The organism is Actinosynnema sp. ALI-1.44 (assembly GCF_001984155.1).
In the GTDB taxonomy this organism is placed as follows: domain Bacteria; phylum Actinomycetota; class Actinomycetes; order Mycobacteriales; family Pseudonocardiaceae; genus Kibdelosporangium.
Window position 1 is genome coordinate 1 of sequence record NZ_MTQO01000019.1, and the last position, 17,412, is coordinate 17,412.

General features: G+C 68.1%; 18 protein-coding genes. 5 read left to right on the forward strand and 13 right to left on the reverse strand.

Translation table 11 applies throughout. The annotated features are described in order from the left end of the window. The 4 genes from ALI144C_RS00710 to ALI144C_RS00725 form a co-directional block, all read right to left on the reverse strand. Positions 1 to 811, reverse strand: an 811-nt coding sequence (locus ALI144C_RS00710; protein WP_168211137.1) for a DUF222 domain-containing protein, incomplete at its 3' end; no start/stop codon positions are given. Positions 812 to 1,348: 537 nt separating this feature from the next. After that, on the reverse strand, positions 1,349 to 2,698 hold the full coding sequence (locus ALI144C_RS00715; protein WP_076985021.1) for an MFS transporter: 1,350 nt from the start codon (positions 2,696 to 2,698) through the stop codon (positions 1,349 to 1,351). Next, on the reverse strand, positions 2,695 to 3,825 hold the full coding sequence (locus tag ALI144C_RS00720; RefSeq protein WP_076985022.1) for a PrpF domain-containing protein: 1,131 nt from the start codon (positions 3,823 to 3,825) through the stop codon (positions 2,695 to 2,697). The genes ALI144C_RS00715 and ALI144C_RS00720 overlap by 4 nt, the downstream gene beginning before the upstream one ends. A 384-nt stretch (positions 3,826 to 4,209) precedes the next feature. After that, on the reverse strand, positions 4,210 to 4,407 hold the full coding sequence (locus ALI144C_RS00725; protein WP_076985023.1) for a hypothetical protein: 198 nt from the start codon (positions 4,405 to 4,407) through the stop codon (positions 4,210 to 4,212). A gap of 26 nt (positions 4,408 to 4,433) precedes the next feature. Here ALI144C_RS00725 and ALI144C_RS00730 point away from each other — a divergent pair, with 26 nt between their 5' ends. After that, complete coding sequence (locus ALI144C_RS00730; protein WP_083752588.1) at positions 4,434 to 5,024, forward strand: hypothetical protein; 591 nt, start codon at positions 4,434 to 4,436, stop codon at positions 5,022 to 5,024. Positions 5,025 to 5,037: 13 nt separating this feature from the next. On the opposite strand, the gene ALI144C_RS00735 is transcribed toward ALI144C_RS00730, so the two are convergent. Together ALI144C_RS00735 and ALI144C_RS55180 are read right to left on the reverse strand one after the other, a co-directional pair. Then, positions 5,038 to 6,450 (reverse strand): phospholipase D-like domain-containing protein, encoded by a 1,413-nt coding sequence (locus tag ALI144C_RS00735; RefSeq protein ID WP_083752589.1) that lies wholly within the window; start codon positions 6,448 to 6,450, stop codon positions 5,038 to 5,040. Positions 6,451 to 6,489: 39 nt separating this feature from the next. Further along, positions 6,490 to 6,645, reverse strand: coding sequence for a hypothetical protein (locus ALI144C_RS55180; RefSeq protein ID WP_168211138.1), 156 nt, complete (start codon positions 6,643 to 6,645; stop codon positions 6,490 to 6,492). Between the two features lie 149 nt (positions 6,646 to 6,794). Here ALI144C_RS55180 and ALI144C_RS00740 point away from each other — a divergent pair, with 149 nt between their 5' ends. Next, on the forward strand, positions 6,795 to 6,986 hold the full coding sequence (locus ALI144C_RS00740; protein ID WP_076985025.1) for a DUF3072 domain-containing protein: 192 nt from the start codon (positions 6,795 to 6,797) through the stop codon (positions 6,984 to 6,986). Positions 6,987 to 6,992: 6 nt separating this feature from the next. On the opposite strand, the gene ALI144C_RS00745 is transcribed toward ALI144C_RS00740, so the two are convergent. The 4 genes from ALI144C_RS00745 to ALI144C_RS00760 are packed head-to-tail and all read right to left on the reverse strand — an operon-like array spanning position 6,993 to position 12,089. Next, complete coding sequence (locus tag ALI144C_RS00745; protein WP_076985026.1) at positions 6,993 to 8,024, reverse strand: NlpC/P60 family protein; 1,032 nt, start codon at positions 8,022 to 8,024, stop codon at positions 6,993 to 6,995. A 15-nt stretch (positions 8,025 to 8,039) separates the two neighbouring features. Continuing rightward, positions 8,040 to 8,522 carry a poly-gamma-glutamate biosynthesis protein PgsC/CapC gene (locus ALI144C_RS00750; RefSeq protein WP_076985027.1) on the reverse strand — a complete coding sequence of 161 codons (483 nt, stop codon included), beginning with the start codon at positions 8,520 to 8,522 and terminating at the stop codon, positions 8,040 to 8,042. Next, on the reverse strand, positions 8,519 to 9,901 hold the full coding sequence (pgsB, locus tag ALI144C_RS00755) for a poly-gamma-glutamate synthase PgsB (protein ID WP_083752590.1): 1,383 nt from the start codon (positions 9,899 to 9,901) through the stop codon (positions 8,519 to 8,521). The genes ALI144C_RS00750 and pgsB overlap by 4 nt, the downstream gene beginning before the upstream one ends. A 1-nt stretch (position 9,902) precedes the next feature. Beyond that, the gene (locus ALI144C_RS00760; RefSeq protein WP_076985028.1) at positions 9,903 to 12,089 is read right to left on the reverse strand and encodes a cache domain-containing protein; all 2,187 of its coding nucleotides are present in this window, start codon (positions 12,087 to 12,089) and stop codon (positions 9,903 to 9,905) included. Between the two features lie 104 nt (positions 12,090 to 12,193). Between ALI144C_RS00760 and ALI144C_RS00765 the strand changes: the two genes are divergently transcribed. After that, positions 12,194 to 13,102, forward strand: a complete 909-nt coding sequence (locus ALI144C_RS00765; RefSeq protein WP_143230305.1) for a hypothetical protein — start codon at positions 12,194 to 12,196, stop codon at positions 13,100 to 13,102. A gap of 3 nt (positions 13,103 to 13,105) precedes the next feature. Here ALI144C_RS00765 and ALI144C_RS00770 read toward each other — a convergent pair whose 3' ends face one another. Next, on the reverse strand, positions 13,106 to 14,725 hold the full coding sequence (locus tag ALI144C_RS00770) for an alpha/beta hydrolase (protein WP_237773886.1): 1,620 nt from the start codon (positions 14,723 to 14,725) through the stop codon (positions 13,106 to 13,108). Between the two features lie 66 nt (positions 14,726 to 14,791). Then, positions 14,792 to 15,514, reverse strand: coding sequence for a MerR family transcriptional regulator (locus ALI144C_RS00775; RefSeq protein WP_237773887.1), 723 nt, complete (start codon positions 15,512 to 15,514; stop codon positions 14,792 to 14,794). A gap of 165 nt (positions 15,515 to 15,679) precedes the next feature. On the opposite strand from ALI144C_RS00775, the gene ALI144C_RS00780 reads away from it, so the two are divergent. Together ALI144C_RS00780 and ALI144C_RS00785 are read left to right on the forward strand one after the other, a co-directional pair. Further along, positions 15,680 to 16,285 (forward strand): TetR/AcrR family transcriptional regulator, encoded by a 606-nt coding sequence (locus tag ALI144C_RS00780; RefSeq protein WP_076985031.1) that lies wholly within the window; start codon positions 15,680 to 15,682, stop codon positions 16,283 to 16,285. Beyond that, positions 16,282 to 16,791 (forward strand): nuclear transport factor 2 family protein, encoded by a 510-nt coding sequence (locus tag ALI144C_RS00785; protein ID WP_076985032.1) that lies wholly within the window; start codon positions 16,282 to 16,284, stop codon positions 16,789 to 16,791. The genes ALI144C_RS00780 and ALI144C_RS00785 overlap by 4 nt, the downstream gene beginning before the upstream one ends. A gap of 50 nt (positions 16,792 to 16,841) precedes the next feature. Here the strand turns inward: ALI144C_RS00785 and ALI144C_RS00790 are convergent, their stop codons facing one another. After that, a complete protein-coding gene (locus ALI144C_RS00790; protein ID WP_143230306.1) occupies positions 16,842 to 17,384 on the reverse strand; it encodes a DUF5134 domain-containing protein in 543 nt (180 codons plus the stop codon). Between the last annotated feature and the right edge of the window lie 28 nt (positions 17,385 to 17,412).

A 17,412-nucleotide genomic window follows, 5' to 3' on the forward strand; every position in this document is an offset into this window, starting at 1 on the left:
TGTCCCGCACCTGAACGAACCGCCTCAACTCCGGAGAAGCGAACCGCCGCCGAGACACCTCCAGCACCTGCCCGGCGGGGTCGGTGATCACCCGCCGCCAGGTCGCGTTCTGCGCCAACTCCCGCGCGTACTCAGCAGTGATCGGCCCGATCCCGCTGATTTCCCCCGGTTCCTGGTTCAATCCCATCAACGTGGTCATCGGCACCACCACGTTCACACTCACCGACGGCCGGTCGACCTGTTTGCCGCCGATCAGGTCCATGAACACATCAGCCCGCGCCGTCGCGAGGTTCCGGCCTGCGCCTGTGGCGTGTCCGGCGAGCAGGTTGATGTGCTGATACGCCAACTCCGCCTCGTGTGGCTGCAAGTGGACGGTGAGACTCGAGGTCCCGTCGGCCCGGTGCCATCGGGTGACATCCCGCTGGGCTTTCACCGCCAACCGGCGCTGTTCAGCGCCCTGCGGATCCGCCCGAATCACTTCCCGCCGCAGGACGTGCTTGAACCGGGTCAGGTTCTCTTGCTTCCCGCCCGCCAACACCCGCTTCTCCACGTGTGCGGCCTGGTCGTCGTCCAATTCGGCGGTGTACTCGCGCACGGCCTTGGCCCGCATGACGTCGATCTCGCCCGCCGTCAGCGCCGACACCGTCCCCGGCAGGCGGGTCACCAATTCCTGGGCCTCGTGCAGGTGTTTGGCGGTGGTGTTGGGGCTGACCGCCAGTTCCACCGCGATCTCTTCTGCCGCGCCGTCTCCGATCGTGATTCCGCTGCGTTGTGGCGGGGTCAGTTCCGCGAACCGGGCATACGCCTGCACGATTTCACCGTCGATTTGGTTACGACGCCGGTGACGGTCTATCACATAGTCAAGAACTTGATCCCGTGTCATGTCGGTGAGCGGGATGTGTGGTGGTTGACCGGTCGGGCGGAATGGAACAGCGAGCTGTTCGGGCATAAGTCCAGTTTATCGGAAACAGTGCTATTTTACCAGCGTGGGCCACGGTTGAGTTACGGTCTGCCTACTTATGGCCTGCTTGTCGCTGGGGCTGAGTTAACGGATAATGTCTGATTGCTTTGCGCTGTTGGTTGCGTTGGAGTGCGGTTTCCAGCCGGGGTTCGGTTTCCGGCGCTGGGTGCACTGTGTTGGTTACGTACCAGCCCGTTGTGTGTTGGTTCAGAGTCAGCCGCTTGGGCCCGGCCACGACAACGCGTATTCCCAACGGGGCAACAGTGGCTCCATTCGTTTCCACAGGTCGTCCGGGACGATCCATGACGGCTGCTCACCTTCCGCGCTCGTTCATGATCAACAATCATGAACCTTCCGGCACCACAAGTGATCAACTTGCCAGGAACTCTAGGCCCTTGTGCGGTCGGCGACGGTCATCACCATGAGCACGGCGGCGACTCCGGTGAGCACGAGCGCGAGCGTGCCGAGCCCGGCGTCCGTGGCTTCTTGCCCGTACGCCGTTGCGAGCACGCTGGTCGACGCGAGCGCACCGAGGTACTGCGAGGTGCGGAAGAGTCCCGACAGTGTGCCGATCCGGTCGCGCGGCGCCTGCGCGTACAACACAGTCTGGTTGGCGACCGTGCTGAGGCCTTGCCCGACACCGAACAGAAGTCCCACGGCGACAACGAGTCCGATCGCGGTGCCGGCCGACATCGACAGCAGCGCCACCGACCCGGCCAGCAGCGCCCCCGCTGTGAGCACCAGGCGCGTGCGGACACTGCCGACCAGCCGGGCGCCGAGCGCGGACAGGGCGACGGTCGTGATCGACATCGGCAGCATCGCCAGGCCGATCGCCGCCTCCGGCAGGTGGCGGCTTTCGCTGAGCCACTGCGGATATCCGTAAAGGAACGCGTAGATCACCAGGTAGCCGCTGCCCTGCCGGAGGTAGGTCGCGACCAGCGGCCGGTTCGTGGCCAGTGCGCGCAGGTCGAGGAACGGATCACGGGTGCGCAGCTCCCACACGACCAGTCCGGCACCCGCGAGCAGTCCCGTACCGAGGAACAGCGAGCCCAGTCCGCCCGGACCCATCAGGAACAACAGCAACGTGGTCAGGGTGAGCGTGAACAGTCCTATGCCGACGAGGTCCAGCGGGGACCGCGCAGCACCTCGTCCGACCGGTTCGTCCGGTGGCAACCACTTCAACGCCAGGATCAGGCCGACCGCCGCGACCGGAACGTTCACCGCGAACGTCCAGCGCCAGTCACCGATGCCGACCAGCAGACCGCCGAGCGTCGGCCCGACCGCCATGCTCGCCTGCGTCGACGTGGCCAGGACCGACAGCGCCCTCGACGGGGTCTCCTCTGTCCGCGCCCGGACCATGGCCATCGCGGCGGGAAAGCCCGTCGCCGTGCCCACGCCGAGCAGGATCCTGGCCGCCAGCAGCGTCCAGAAGTCCGGGGCCAGCGCACCGAGCAGGCCCGCGGCCATCACCGCGACGAGCCCGGCCGTCAGCACCCGCCGGGCGCCCAGGGTGTCCACGACTCTGCCCATCACCGGCTGCGCGGTGGCCGTTGTCAGGTACAGCACGGTGACCAGCCACACCGTGTGCGTCGCCCCGACGCCGAGGTCACGGCCGATCGGGACGAGGGTGACCGCGATCATCGACGAGTTGACCGCGTTCAACAGCGTGCCGATCACCAGCGGGGTCAACCACCGGGCGCTGAACGCGGTCGCACCCGGCACGGCGGCCTTCGTCATCGGGCGATGGCGGGCTCGCTGCGGGCAGCGGGGACGAAGATGTCCGCCCGGGCGATCACCCTGGCGGACCGGTTGAGCGTCACACCGGTCAACCGCCCGGACGTGTCCAGGTCCAGCACCGCGGACACCACACCGGCGGCGGTGCCGATCCGGATCCGTCTGCCCGCGGCGGTGTACCGGTGCACCGTGCTGCCGGGTGCCGTCGCGGCGGCGGCCACCGCGACCATCGACGTCAGGCCGATCACCGGGTGTGGTGCGTGCATGGAGACCATCCGCACCGAGACGTCGAACTCCGCGGCGGTCACCCGCTGCCCCGCGGTGGTCGTGTAATCCCGCGGCGGCCCGATGACACCGAGCTTCGGCACCGCGTGGTCGACCGGTTGCTCCGGTGTGGACAGTCCCATCCGGATCGCGGCCTCGCGGCGCAACGGCAGCAACCCGGGCAGCCGCTGTGCGAACTCCGCCACGCTTTCCGAGCCGGTGAGGCCGACCGACGGCGCGTCGAGCAGCGCGGCGGGCGCACCGGCGTCCACCAGTGTGGCCGGGGTGTCCTCTGGCCCAAGGGGATCGACGGCACGACCGGTCGGCAACAACGCGCCTGCCCCGACGGGGTCGATGAACTCGAGGCCGACGGCGACCCCCGGCAGCGCGACCCCGGGGACCACGGCGTCACCGGTGGGAACGAACTCGGAGCCGGGTGTGGCCACCACCGCGTCGATCCGGGATCCGCTGTTGGTGTTGCGCATCCGGACCCTGGTGTGGTCGCCGCGTGGTCGGACCAGTCCGGAGTGGATCGCGTAGAGCCCGACCGCGGTCGCGCAGTTGCCGCAGTTGCTGCCCCACTCCACCCGTTCGACGCCGACGCCGACCTGACCGAAGGTGTAGTCGATGTCGACGCCGGGTTCGTAGGAGTGGGCGACGATCGCCGCCTTCGACGTGGTCGACGTGGCACCGCCGACGCCGTCGATCTGACTGCGGTCGCGTGACCCGAAGGCGGTCACCAGCACGTCCTCGAGCGAGGCGCCCCGGCCGTGGATGTCGGCGACGTCGAAGAGCCAGCACTTGCTGGTCCCGCCGCGTACCAGAGTCGCCGGGACGCTGATGGTCCGGTTTTCCCGCGTGCGCATGCAACACCGTCCAGAATGAAAGAGAAAGCAATACCAGGGCGGCAGATCGACATTTCCCGTTGCGAGCGACCGTAGAGTAAAGACTCTCCCAAGTCAACGTAAGTCCCGGTCGCGATCTATTCGTCAAGCAACCGGCCACCAGCGAATCTCCGGAATTTTACGAACCCTTAACGACTCGCGGTCATCTGGACACGCCTGGTCACAGCATACCCCATGACCAGCCGGTTCATGATGATCATGGGCTGGCCGCGGGCGTGAAACCGCGCCGGATTCGGGACGACCAAACCATTCGAACGTCGAATGTGATCCATAGCGCAGACGACCGCTCCCATTCCTCATCAACCGCTGAAATGAACTGGAGCACACTGTCGAATGGTCCAGACATTATCGACACCCGGGCAGTTCGAATCCGACCGCGGCGTAGCTCTGGCTGACCATCACCGCGCCGCCGCCCGGACGGCCTCGGGTCAGCACGCCGTAGGTAGTGGCCACCACACGGGCACACAGTCCATTCGATGTGACCGTGCCGATCCCGCCCGCGGTCCGGTAACTTTCGTCGAATGCACGCAGATTCGACGTCAAATCGGAACAGGGTCTCATTCATCGGGATGTTCACGGCGGTGTTGTTAGCGGCCTGTCTGATCAGTCCGGTCGCCAACGCGAGGACGGAACGAACCACGGGCGCCGCGCGATGCGAGTGCGCGACACCGTCCATCGACCGGCTGCAGCAGTGGCTGGCCAGCGGGGAAGGCACCACGATCCCCGCCACCGGCAATCTGCTTGTGCGGCAAGGCAACCACTATGCCGCCAAGGTGGCGTTCCTGAACAACGAGTGGCACGTGGTGGTCGTCTGGCTCGGCAACCAGTTCGAGGCACAGGCCGACCTGACCCGGTCGTCCGGATTCTGGATGACCTACAGCGCCACCGACGACCTCTACGTCCAATTGCGCCCGGCGTCGCACTGGAGCGGCGGCGACAAATGGCTCACGCTCGTCCCGTCCACCGGCGGGAAAATGGTGCGGAAGTTCTTCAGCTTCTCGCCCAAGGCCTGGACGACGCTGCCGGAACTCGGCAAACCGTCGTACTCGTTCGAATCGGCGCTGACCGAGGCACGCGGCCTGGTCTTCGTCGGCAAGACACCGAACAAGCTCGAGTTCCGCGGCCTGCGGATCGACCGCTACCAGCCACCCTGTCTCTGAGAGGTCGGCAGGTTCAGCCGTCGACGAGCAAGCCGCGCAACGGCCCCTGCAGCCGCCCGGCCCGTCGCGAAACACCCGGCAGCAGGGTCAACCGGTGCTTCTCCTTGCCCTCGGCGAGCGGCCGCCAGAGCCGGTCGACGACATCGGCCGGCTCTCCGTCCAACTCGGACACAGGACGCCTCAGGTGCTCGGCCCACAGGCGCAGCCGGACGTCCTTCACCACCGCCGCGTCGTCGGTGACCAGGTTGGGTTCGGTGTCGTTGAACAGCGAGTGCTCGTTGAGGTTGGCCGACCCCGCGGTCAGCCACTTGTCGTCGACCACAGCGAGTTTCGCGTGCACGTAGACCGGCACCTTGTTGTCGCCGTCGTGCGAGGTGAGCGTGACAGCCAGCAGGCGCTGGTTGCCGTCGTCGGCGTCAAGCAGCCTACCGAGCTGACCACGGGTCGTGTCCGCGCCGTTGCTCGGTTTCCGGGGTAACACCAGCACGACGCGGAACCGGTTGTGTGGCGGGTGCCGGAGCTTGTCGATCAACACCTCGGCGATCTCCGGCGACCAGAAGAACTGGTTCTCCAGGTACACCAGATCCTGAGCCGATCGCAGCGCGCGCAGGTACGCGTCCAGCGCGCCGAACTCACCGCGCGGCGCGAACTCGTAGGTCTTCTCCGGAATCGTGCGGACAAATTGGACAGTCGAGTTCCCTGCCGGGGCGGGTGTACGCGGAGACGGCAGCGCCTCGCCAGCCACTTCCACCCAGCGTTGCCGGAAGTGGTCGGCCACGTCGGCGACCACCGGCCCTTCCGCGCGCATCGCGGTGTCGTGCCAGCCGATCGGCCGGTCGGCCGGGTGCTCGGGGCTGTCGTGCCGGTCGCCTTCCAAGGCGGTGAAGTCCATACCACCGACGAAAGCGACCTCGTCGTCGACGATCACCAGCTTCTCGTGGTGGCAATGCAGTGTCCGCTCCCGTGCGTCCAGCACACACCGCACTTTGCTGTCCCGCATGAACTCCTGACACGCTGCCCGCGCGCGTTTGCGTGTCGGCTCGAACGCGGGCACAGGCGGCCCGGCCCACAGCAGCACCCGAACCGGAACGCGTTCCGCGGCCTCGGCGAGCAACTCCCTGAGCGTGCGGGCATCCTCTCCCCGCGTGGGGCGGAATCCAGGGCTGGAGTGCCATCCCGCGATGTGCACGTACGAACGGGCGCCCTTGATCGCCTCGACCATCGCAGGCAACGCCTGCTTCCCGTCGACGAGCACGTCCACCCGGCACCCTTCCCGAACTGGCGCACGAGGTGTGAACCAGCCCGTTCCGGGTTCGTCGAGCACCTCACCCCAGCCGAGGCCGCGCAACCGACGGGCGTGGTGCCTGCACAACATCGCTTCCAGCCCGTCACCGAGCCGGTCGTCAATCCGGTCGAGTAAGCCCATACCAGACATGGTTGCCGCGCGGATCGCCGGTCAAACAGATCACGTCCGGTTGGCGCCCCTGCGGAAATAGCCCCACACGCCCGTGGCGAGGAACAGCACGATGCCGATGATCGCCAGCCAGACCAGGCCCTTGACGACGAACCCGAGAACCGACAACGCCAACCAGATCACCAACAGCAGGACAAGGATGCCCATAACCCGACCTCCGACACTTGAACGATCAACACCGGCGTCCGGATACCCCGCCGGTCACGCGGTTAATCAGCACTTCGACCAGGCGATGATTAGCCGGACCACGCCCCGGGTAGTCATCGAACATACGTTCCCGATCAAGAAGGTGGCGCATGACCGAGCCGAATCCGGAGAAGGCTCCCGAGGAGTGGACGACGGGCGACGAGCCGATGACCGGACCGCAGCAGTCCTACCTGCACACGCTCGCCCAGGAAGCCGGTGAGCAGATCCCGGACGAACTGACCAAGGCCGAGGCGTCCAAGCTCATCGACGAGCTGCAACAACGGACCGGTCGCGGCGCCTAGCGGCACCTAGAGTCGCCGGGCGGCCCGGAACGCTCTGGAGTACATGCCGCCGTCGTCCAACAAGGACGTTCCGCCGACGTCGCCGATGGTCGGACCGTTGATCCGTTCACGGCTGGACATGAAGCGGTGGTGCCCCTCGGAGTCGACACCGAGGTAGATGCCCGAGTGGTCGAGTTGGTCGGTGCTGCCTTCGACCTCGAAGAACACCAGGTCGCCGGGTTGCAGGGCGGTGTACGCCGTGCTGCGGCGGCCGGAGTCGGGCACGAGGGTGACGCCGGGCCCGAACTCGGCTATCGCGTACGCCCGCCGCGGCAGCCCCGGGCCCGGCGTGTTCGTGTTGCGCAGCGGGTAGTTCATCCGGTAGCCGTAGACCAGGCGGACGAACCCCGAGCAGTCGACGGAGCCGTAGTGCTCACTGTCCGGTTCGGCCTGTGTGCCGTCGCCGAAGGTCCAGGCGACGCCCAGGTAGTCGTAGAAGTCCGAGCGTTCGAGGCGGCCGTCACCCGTCGGTGCCACCGGGCCGAACGCCGCGTCGCCGCTGAACCGGATTCCCTTGGCGTCCTTCCGGTCGGTGGCGCCGTCGAGGTATTCCATCGCCACGGCGAACACGTCCGGGCTCTCGTCGCGCAACGCGTTGGCCAGCCACGGCCGGAACCAGTCCGCTGATTCACCGCCCGCCTGCCACGCCTGCGGTGCCAACCGCACCCACGCATTGGTCGTGACAACGGCTGTGGTGGCTTTCGGCTCACGGAACGTCCGACTTGGACCGGTGACGACAACGGTCCGCGCCCCGTCTGTCATCGTCGCGGCAACCACGGACCTGGCATCACGCACAACCGTGCGCGGCGGGTTGTCCAGGCGCTCGAACGTGTAGCTGTCGTTCACCGCCTCGGGCAGCACAGCACCACCACCGCTGGGGACAGCACTCACCGCGCTGGAGGGCGGCGGCTCCTCGTCGAAGTGGACGAACGCCGCCACGGCCACACCGATGGCCGCGACAAGCACCCCCGCCCGCACGGCTGTGGTGGTTCTGGACATGTCAACTCCTTCTCGTCAAGTCGTGGGCACGAGACCGACCAGTACGCCGCTGACCAACACCCCGTAGCTGGCCAGGCTGACCGCCGTCGTGCTGAGCACCGTGGCCACCGGTGGCTGCCGGACAAGCTGGTACGCGATCAGCCCGGGGACGACGAAACCGAGCGTCTGGTGGGCGAACAGCAACGGGAAGTCGCTTTGGATCAACACGAACAACCCGGTCTGCAACAACACCCCCGTCAGCACCACGGCGGCGAACAGCCGTTTGCCGTAGAGGATCACCACGCGCTGCAGGACCTTGGTCAACAGGAACGTGAGCGCGGTCGTGACCAGGATGATCCCGGCGCGCCGGTAGTCCTCGACCAGGGTCAGCGCGATCCAGCCGGGGGTGATCATGCCGCCGGGTGACAGGTTCGTCGCCAGGTAGCAGACCAGCGAGAACAGCAGCCCGATCGCCAGGCCGAGGGTGGCGACCTCGCTGAGCAGGCTGCCCGCGATCACCGCCCGCTCCTTCGGTCACGGCCTGCCGCGGGGACACGCGGCAACGGCATCGTCGTCTCCTGCGCCGCCGGTGGTCTGCGCGGCACAGGACTGGGCTTGAGTGTTCCCGTGCCTCTGGGTGGCCGGAGACCCCCGGCGGATCCGGACTTCCCCGCGCGCCCGGAGTCCGCGGGCCGCGCGGGCTTCACCGGCTTCGCGTCGGCGGGTTCCTGCGGCAACTCGGCCAACTGCTCCAGCAGGATCTCGCCCTGCCCGTGGATGTTGCCGATGGTCACGAGCGACGCCGCGTCCGTCATCCCGTCCAGCACCCCGGACAGCAGCTTCGAGGGGTCCACGCGGCCACCGATGTCCACCACCTCGCCCCGCCAGTCCGCCGGGATCGCCGTCTTCGCGCTGCGGGTGGCCTCGCCGATCAGCACCACGCGGACCGGGTCGAGCTTCGGGACCAGCGCACCCATCTGGCCGTTGCGTTCGACCCGGTCCGGCCTGCAGTTGATCACCACGTGCAGCGGTCGTTCGATGGCCTTGTTGCCGAGCAGCTGCTCGACGTTCATCAGGGTCGATTCCGGGTCGTTCGCGGCGAAGACGTTCGCGAACCGCAGCCGCAGACCGTCCACTCGGTACCGTTTCACCGACAGCACACCGGGATCCGGTGCCGCCGCCCACATCCCGGCGAGCGCCGAGTGGCGGTTGACGCCAAGCAGGTCCGCGACGGCGAACGCGATCGCCACGTTCTCCTTGAACGTGATCCAGCTGAACCCGGCCATCTGCTCGTCGGTCACCGACTCCGGGTCGACGGCGATCAGCTCGCAGTCCCTGCGTTCGGCTTCCTGTTCGAGGATGTGCAGCCGTTCCTTCTCCGCGGTCACGCACACGCCGCCGACCGGCATGGACCGGCTCAACGACCGGGCCACGTCGTCCAGCGTGGGCCCCATCTCGGCCAGGTGGTCCTCGCGGACGTTGCACAGCACGCCGATGGTGGACTGGATCAGCTTGCTCTGGTTGATCTCCTGCAGGTCCGGCATCACCGCCATGCACTCGATCGCCAGCACGTCCGGCCGGTACGCCGACGCGCGCCGCACGATGCCGATCTGCTCGACCACGTTGGCGATCCCGAACTTGCGGTACACCGGTTCCTCGCTGCCGTCGGGGTGGATGAACCGGGCCGCGGTGCCGGTCGTCTTCGCCACCGTCACCAGCCCTCCCCCACGCAACGCACCCGCGCACAGCCGGGTGATGGAACTCTTGCCGCGGATGCCGTTGATCAGAACCCGGGTGGGAATGCGCCTGAGATTGGCGTAGTGACGGCGTTGCTCGACGATCCCGAGGACCAGCAACGCCAGGCACCCGCCTGCGAAGACCGAGAACAGGAACTGCACGTCAGACCTCGGCCTTGGGTCGGTCGCCCCGGGGACGACCGTCGGTGATCCGCGCCATCTGCGTGGTCTCCTCGGTCGCGGTGCCGCGCGGCCTGCGCACCGAGCCGAGCCTGGCCCTGCCCTCGGTCAACGCCTGGCGGCAGATCTCCAGGCAGCACGCGATGGTGCCGATCTCGTCCTGTCGTTGCGGGTAGATCACGTCGGTCTTCTTGCCGTCCGCGAACTCCCCGGTCGCCGCGACCCTGCGCAGCGGCCGGATCAGCACCAGGTGGTGCCAGCCGAACAACAGGACCCCGAACAGGGCACCGATCAGGGAGACCAGCAGAGCACCGCGCCGGACGTCGTTGCCGGGCAGACTCAGTTCACGGACGGGTTTCTCCGATACGACCACCCATGGCAGGTCCTCGACCGGACGTGCGACGACCACCGTCCGGTCGACTCCGCCACCGTCCACTCTGGCCGCGGGCCGCCCGGCGAACGCGTCCGTGGCGCCTCGGCGAGCGTTCTCCCCGGAGAGTTTCTCGAACGCGACGAACCCTTCGGTCGCGGCGAGGGTCCGCAGTTCCGCGTTGACGAGCTTGACCCGGCCCGGCGCGCGCCGCAACAGGGCGACGAGATGGTCCACATCGAACTCCGCGACCAGTGCGTGGTCCCCGCCGGGCAGTTGGGTGTGCGCGAAGAGAACGGGAATCCTGCCCGCGGTGTCCTGGAGCCGGACGCCGGGTTCCGCGGGTAAGGCGGTGCTCGTGCGCAACGGCGGCCTTCCCGCGGACGTCGTTGTCACGTTGCCGGACTTGTCGACGACGTAGACACTGCGGAACCGGTCCTGCTCGGCGAGTTCCCGTACGACGGGCCCGAGTGACGCCGGGTCCTTCGTGCCGTTGATCCCCACGACGGACTTCAGGTCCACGAGCCCGTCGTCGACGGTCCGGTGGATCGTCTCCACCGTGTTGCCCACCTGGCTGCGGTGGCTGCTGACGACCGAGTCGGGCACCAGCACCGTTCCGTAACCCAGGGTCGCGAACACCCAGCCGGACCAGGCGAGAACGGCCAGCGCGGCGATCACGACCGAGGTGCGCGCCGACAGGCCCGGCCGCCACCGGACACGAGCGGCGTCCTTGCCGCGCAGTTTCGCGCGGCAGTACTCGACCGCCACGGCGATCCGGCGTGCCTCCTTGGAATGCGACAGCCGGACGCGATGCCCCAGTTTCCCGTTCGCGACCTTGAGGATGTCGACGCGCAACCGCCGCACCGGCCCGACGAGCGCGAACCTGATCAGCCCGAACCCGGTCAGCGCCACGACGACCAACGCGAGCGCGGGCCGGATCCCTTGCTGTGGCGGCCCAGCGTCCACCACCGGCGTCCGCACCACCGACAGCAGCGACAAGCCGAGGTCGGGTACACCATCACCGGCGACGGGTGCGTACGCCACGACCATGGCGTACGGGCGTGTCGGGTCCTTGGCGCCGGGTTCCGGGGCGGGATCGCCGACGAAACTGCCGGTCCGGCCCTGGTCGGCCGCTGTGGCGGCGTTGGCGAGCAGGGACTGCGCGGCTTCGTCCTCGGTGCCGGGCACTGTGCCGCGGAAGTCGACGATCTTGCCCGCCCGGTTGCTCAGCACAAGCCCTTGGCGCAGGTCGGCGTCCAGCGGTGTGCCCGGGATCCCTGAGGCGGCGACCGCGACCAGGATCCGGCCGTCCGGCAAAGGCGCGGCCACCAGCGTGCGCAACGCGCCGTCCGCACGCTGAACAGGTGCGACAGTGCCGCCCGCGACCGCGCCCGGCAGGGCGATCGGCTCGCCGCGAGCGGCGACGGGCTGCCCACCGGCCTTGTCCAGCAGGGCCATGCCCCGCCATTTCGGCTGGCTCTGGTTGACCGTGGCGAGGAGTTCGTCCGGTGGCCGCGCCGGGTCCGACACGGTGACCGCGGTGCGCAGGTCCGTGACGTTCTGCTGGGCCGTCGCGGCCAGGGATCTGGCCAGATCCGTCACGAGTTCCTGGTGGCACTCCACCACGGCCTGCGGCGCGGTCACCGCGGGTGCACGCAGGTGCAGTACGCAGAACCCGGCGAGCAGGACGAGCAACACCACCAGCACGCCCGAGGGAACCGCGACACCCGCGGGAAACCCGCTCTCCGCCAGCTGGCCCGCCAGCCCCGCGCGTTCCTGCCCTTTCCTGAAGATCCTCAAGACCTCTCCGATACGTCGGCTGCTGCCACACTTCGCATACGGACGCATGCGCGTAGTGGTTCATCAACCGGAGCGATCACTCGGAACGTCTACACTGCGCGGCGATGAGTACGCGCGTACGGCAGTGGATCCCCATAGTCAGCGCCATCGTCGCACTTGTGGTGGCCGCGGTGGTCGTGATCAGCATCAACGACGATGACGAACCCGGTGTGGCGGTGCCCGCGAAGGGTCTGACCGACACGCTCACGCAGTTCGCGGCAGGTCTGCGGCCCGACGCGCCGTACCGGCCGCCGTCGGCCGGTGAGCGCAGGGACCTCGTGGCCGCGCTGACCCCCCTGTTCCAGTCGAAATCCGACCCCGGCCGAGCCGATGCCCTGCGGCGACTCGGCTTCACGTTGACGACCGGAACCGATCCCGAGACTGGCAGGCAGTACGCGCTCGTGATGAACGAGCGGGACACCGACCGCGCGTGGGGCGTGTACCTGATCGACCTGTCCATGCCGGTCCGGGCGGCCATCGAGGTGCCGCACCCGAACTCCGACCTCGGCACCGAACGGATCGGGCTGGCCCTGTTCCGCGCGGTGCCGGGGTCGATCATGCTGGTCGCCGGGACGCACCGGCGTGTCCAGAAGGGCGACGTCGCGCACCGCACCGACTCCGCGTTCCACGCCGTGGCCACCGATCTGTCCGAACGGGACATCCCACAGGTTCAGGTGCACGGCTTCCACGACGAAAGCCTTCCCGACACCGACGTGGTGATCTCGCCGGGTGCCGGGAAGGCTGGTGCGACGGTCAAACGGCTCGCCGACGGCATCGGCGACACCGGCATGGAGGTCTGCCGGTCCTGGGAGCGCTCCTGTGGCCAGTTGGAAGGCAACGGCAACGACCAGGGCAAGGAAGCCGCCAAGCACGGTTGCGTCTTCGTTCACCTGGAGACGAGCCGGACCCTGCGTGACGACGACCAGCAGTGGGCCAAGCTCGTCACCACCATCGCGGGCGAACTGACGAAGTGATCCCTACCTGCCCGGGGGAACGGGCAGCGGCATGCCGGGGACGCTCTGGTCGTCCGGCACGACACCGTCCACAAGGTACGCGTCCACGATCTTGTCCACGCCCGCGTTGCCGAGCCCGTAGATGCCGTGGTCACCTTCGCCGGTGACCGTCAGCAACCTGGAGTTCTGGAAGGCCTTGTGCGCCTTGCGCGCACCCTCGATCGGCGTGGCCGGGTCGTTCTCGGACTGCACGATCAGCACCGGCGGGACACCCTTGCCGTCCATAGTGGGCAGTGGGCACGGCTGGCCCTTCCAGAAGGCGCAGAACTGGAACCACATCCACGTTCCGACGATCAGCGACTGGCCGCGGTCGATGAACTGCTGCGACTGCCGGATGATCGACTGGCGGTTTCCGGTCCAGGTGCCTTCGTTGCACACCGTGTTGGTGAGCGTGCCTTCGAAGGCGTCCGGCGCGTCGCCGGTCCCGATCGGTTCGCTCAGCGGGGAACGCGGCTTCGACAGTGCCGACTTCACCTCTGCGCGCGCCTCGGCCCTTGCCTGGTCCGGTGTGGACGCCTCGGTCAGCGCCTTGACCTTGACCAGCATGTTCGCCGTGAGGGGGAAGGAGTGCTTGGACTTCAACCCGCCGAGGACGTACGTGTCCAGCGTGGTCGGGCCGACCTGGACGCCGTCGAGGTCGACCGGGTTGCGCGTCAAGGCGAACCGGACGTTCTCGTAGGTCTGGCGAGCGGCCTCGCCGCTGGTGCCGAAGTGGTACGTGGAGTCGTAGCGAGCCAGCCACGGCAGGAAGTCCTGCCGGAAGCGACGCTCGAAGCCCAGTGGCTGCCAAGCGAAGGACTGCTGCCAGCTGCCGGTGAACTCGGTCGACGAGTCCAGCACGAACCGGCCCGTGCGGTTCGGGAACTGCTGGGCGTAGCGCGCGCCGAGCCACGTGCCCGCGGAGTAGCCGATCCAGTTGATCTTCTCCCGGCCGAGCAGCACGCGCAGCAGTTCGAGATCCCGCACCATCTGGAAGGTGCTGATCAGCGGTCCCAGCTCACCGGAGGCGCGCTGGCACGAGCTCGCGGCGTACTTGACCGAGTCGACGATCAGGTTCAGGTTGCGGGGATCGCGGTCACGCGCGTCCAGGGTGGTGCCGACTCCGAGACCGCCGCCGCAGCTGACGTTCGTGCTCTTGCCGGTGCCGCGCGTGTCGATGCCGATGATCTCCTGGTGTTCGCGCAACTTGGCCTGGTTGCGCAGAACCGCGGGGAAGTCGCGGCCCGGCCCGCCAGGACCGCCGGGATTGGTGAGCACGGACGCGGTCGTCGGCCCGGTGGATTTCAGCCTGCTGATCGCGATGGTCAGGTCCTGGCGTTCGTTCGGCCGGTCCCAGTCGCGCGGCGTGCGGAACGTGGCGCACTCGAGGTCCTGGGTACCGGGCTGCCGCGGAGTGGGCAGCTCCGCGTCGGCGCAGAGGTGCCAGTCCAGCGTCTGCCCGGCGTACCGGGCGGGAACGGCGGCGGTGTTCGCCGTTCGCGGGTCTGCCAGTGCCGGAACGCTTCCGGCCAGCAGCCCACCGACGACCGCCGGTATCGCGGCGTAACGCAGCATTTTCACGTGCTTGTCCCCTCCTGGAAACATGTGGGATCCTCGGAACGGCCGGTCAGCCGTCCCGTGTTCGTCCTCGGGTCACCGAGCTGGTTGGGGCTACTTCGTCGTGCGCATCAGAACGTCGATCTGCGCGGGGTTGTAGATGTCGTGCATGGCCTGGTAGATGGTCCGCAGCGCGAAGTTCTTGCCGCGCGGCGCGTCGTCGACGAGTTCGGTCATCTGCGGGAAGTCGGCCTGGGTCTTGCGGAAGTGCGGCGCCAGGCGTTCGGCCAGGTCCTCGCGGGTCTGCTCGTCCGCGTCGGCAGGCAGGGCGTCGAACTCGACGACCGCGGGGTCACGCTGGTAGTCGCGCAGCGTCGCGGCGTAGGCGCCGAGCTTCGCCGGGCTGAGCACCTGCGCGAGGACAGCGGCGAACTGGCGGTCCGTGGCGGTCAGGTCCACGTCGGCGAGATACTTCGACAGCATCGGCGGCAGGTCGGTGGGCATCGGCCTGCGCAGCATCACGGCGAGCTCGACGCGGATCCGTTCCAGCCGGTCGATGGTCGCGGCCAGCTCGGCGTCCAGCGCTCGCAGCGCTTCCTCCGGGTACTCCTCGTCACCGAGCTCGGCGATCTGTGCCAGCGAGAGCCCGAGGCCGGTCAGGCGTTTGATCCGCAGCACGCGGACGAGGTCGGCCACGCCGTAGGTCTTGTAGCCGTTGGCGCGTCGCTCGGGCTCGGGCAGGAGTCCGACGTCGTGGTAGTGCCTGATCGCGCGCAGGCTCGTCCCGGCGAGCTCGGCGAGCTGGCGGGTGCTCCACCCCACGGCGACCCCTCCCACGACGATCCCCTCCTTCGACGTCCCCGATCGCGACACCACCAGTCCAAACTGTGCCGCTACGGCACAGTCAAGGTGAACACGGAGTGTCGCCGGTCACACACCACCCGGTAACCTGACAGTCGTTAGGTTGCGTGGTAGCGTACCTAACCGATGTCAGGTAAACGGATGAGCAAGGCGCAGCGGCGCGAACAAATCCTCGCCGTGGCGGCGGAGGTGTTCGCCCGCACCGGCTACGCCGCCGCCGGGATGCGGGAGGTCGCCGTCGAGGCCGGAATCAGCACACCGGTGCTCTACGACCACTTCGCCTCCAAGGCCGACCTGTACGCCACTTTGATGCGGCAACTGGTCGACTCCCTGATCGACGACTGGACGGCACCGGCCGAGCGGGTGGGCACGTACGAGCTCCTGCTCGACCGGGTTCGCGCGATCTACTCGTGGATCGAACGGAACGAAGCCGCCTGGCGAATGATCTTCGGCGAGCCGCCGGGCGACGAAGCCGTCGCCCGCGCGTACCACCTCGGCCAGGCACGCGCGACCGCGCAACTCGCGAGCCTGTTCCGGTTGGTGCCCCGGCTCGACCTGTCGGTCGAGCTCGACCGGGACCGCGCCGACGAAGTGCTCGCCGAGGCCGCGAAGAGCGCGCTCAACGCCATCGCCACGTGGTGGTGGCGCAATCGGGACGTCCCGCGCGAACACGTCGTCGCGCTGACCGCCGACCTGCTGTGGCGGGGCCTGCGCGAACTCACTGGGGAAAGGAAGGATCAGAAATGACCGTTTCAACAACGGCCGAGGCCACCACGGAGCGGTATCGCCGAGCCATGGAGACAGCAGACGTGGACCTGGCGATGAGCACCCTCGCCGACGACGCCGTGCTGCATTCCCCGCTGACCAAAAGGGTCCGCTTCACCGGGCACGCCGAGTTGCGCCCGCTCATCGAAGTCGCCTACAGCCACATCGAGGATGTCCGGTGCCACACCGATGTCGGCGACGAGCGAACGCGGCTCGTGGTCCACACGGCCCGCCTGCGCGGCGTGGAACTGGAGGAGACGGCCCTGCTCCGCTTCGACGACCAGGCCAAGATCAGCGAGATCACCCTGTTCGTCCGCCCGCTGCCCGGACTGGTCGGGATGATGGCGGCGTTCGGACCGGACATCGCCCGGCGCAACGGCCGCCCCGGCGCGGCCATGCTGCTGTCGGTGATGAGCAAACCCCTGCTGGCGATGGTCAAGAGCGGCGACCGGTTCGCCGTCCCCCTGGCCGGTCCGAAACACCCCTGATGTGCCGTGAAGGCACCAGATGCCTGGATTGCGGTCGGTTCCCGGCTGGCTCAGGTGATCAGCACCAGAGTCGTTCCCGCCATACCGACGCTCATCAGCACATCGGCGGCGACCGGCAACGGGACACCCGACGCCGCCCGTGAGGCGCGCACCGCCACCGCACCGGCACCGAACAGCAGCAACACCGCCAGGACGGCCGCGATCCCCGCCTGCAATCCCGGCACGACGTGGTCTTGCATGCTCATGATCGCGACCATCCACACCATCCCGGCCATCATGATCGCGTGGTGCGCGTGCGCGCCCCAGCTGCGGGGCCATTCGCAGTCGTCGTAACCGACGACCACCAGTCCGGCGAACCAGAGCGTGCCCAAGCCGAACACCGCGAGCTGCGCGGCGACGGGAACCGCACCTGCGGCGGGCCACATCATCACGATCATCCCGGCGCACATCAGCACGTGCAGCCCGTCGCTGATCCGCACCGCCGTCACCCGCCGCACCAGGCACCGGACGAGGAAGAACAAGCCGGGCAGAACGAACAGGGCGGTGAACCACCAGCGCAGGAACGGCGTCACCACCATCGGATCGGCGTGCACCACGTCAGCGGTCGGCCACAGAGAAATC

What these genes read in the sequence shown, in the direction of transcription:
- ALI144C_RS00720 (WP_076985022.1), bottom strand. Translation starts at nt 3,825, where the DNA reads ATGCGCACGCGGGAAAACCGGACCATCAGCGTCCCGGCGACTCTGGTA.
- ALI144C_RS00765 (WP_143230305.1), top strand. Translation starts at nt 12,194, where the DNA reads ATGAGTACGCGCGTACGGCAGTGGATCCCCATAGTCAGCGCCATCGTC.
- ALI144C_RS00735 (WP_083752589.1), bottom strand. Translation starts at nt 6,450, where the DNA reads ATGGGCTTACTCGACCGGATTGACGACCGGCTCGGTGACGGGCTGGAA.
- ALI144C_RS00740 (WP_076985025.1), top strand. Translation starts at nt 6,795, where the DNA reads ATGACCGAGCCGAATCCGGAGAAGGCTCCCGAGGAGTGGACGACGGGC.
- ALI144C_RS00745 (WP_076985026.1), bottom strand. Translation starts at nt 8,024, where the DNA reads ATGTCCAGAACCACCACAGCCGTGCGGGCGGGGGTGCTTGTCGCGGCC.
- ALI144C_RS00730 (WP_083752588.1), top strand. Translation starts at nt 4,434, where the DNA reads ATGTTCACGGCGGTGTTGTTAGCGGCCTGTCTGATCAGTCCGGTCGCC.
- ALI144C_RS00785 (WP_076985032.1), top strand. Translation starts at nt 16,282, where the DNA reads ATGACCGTTTCAACAACGGCCGAGGCCACCACGGAGCGGTATCGCCGA.
- ALI144C_RS00780 (WP_076985031.1), top strand. Translation starts at nt 15,680, where the DNA reads ATGAGCAAGGCGCAGCGGCGCGAACAAATCCTCGCCGTGGCGGCGGAG.
- ALI144C_RS55180 (WP_168211138.1), bottom strand. Translation starts at nt 6,645, where the DNA reads ATGGGCATCCTTGTCCTGCTGTTGGTGATCTGGTTGGCGTTGTCGGTT.
- ALI144C_RS00770 (WP_237773886.1), bottom strand. Translation starts at nt 14,725, where the DNA reads ATGTTTCCAGGAGGGGACAAGCACGTGAAAATGCTGCGTTACGCCGCG.
- ALI144C_RS00715 (WP_076985021.1), bottom strand. Translation starts at nt 2,698, where the DNA reads ATGACGAAGGCCGCCGTGCCGGGTGCGACCGCGTTCAGCGCCCGGTGG.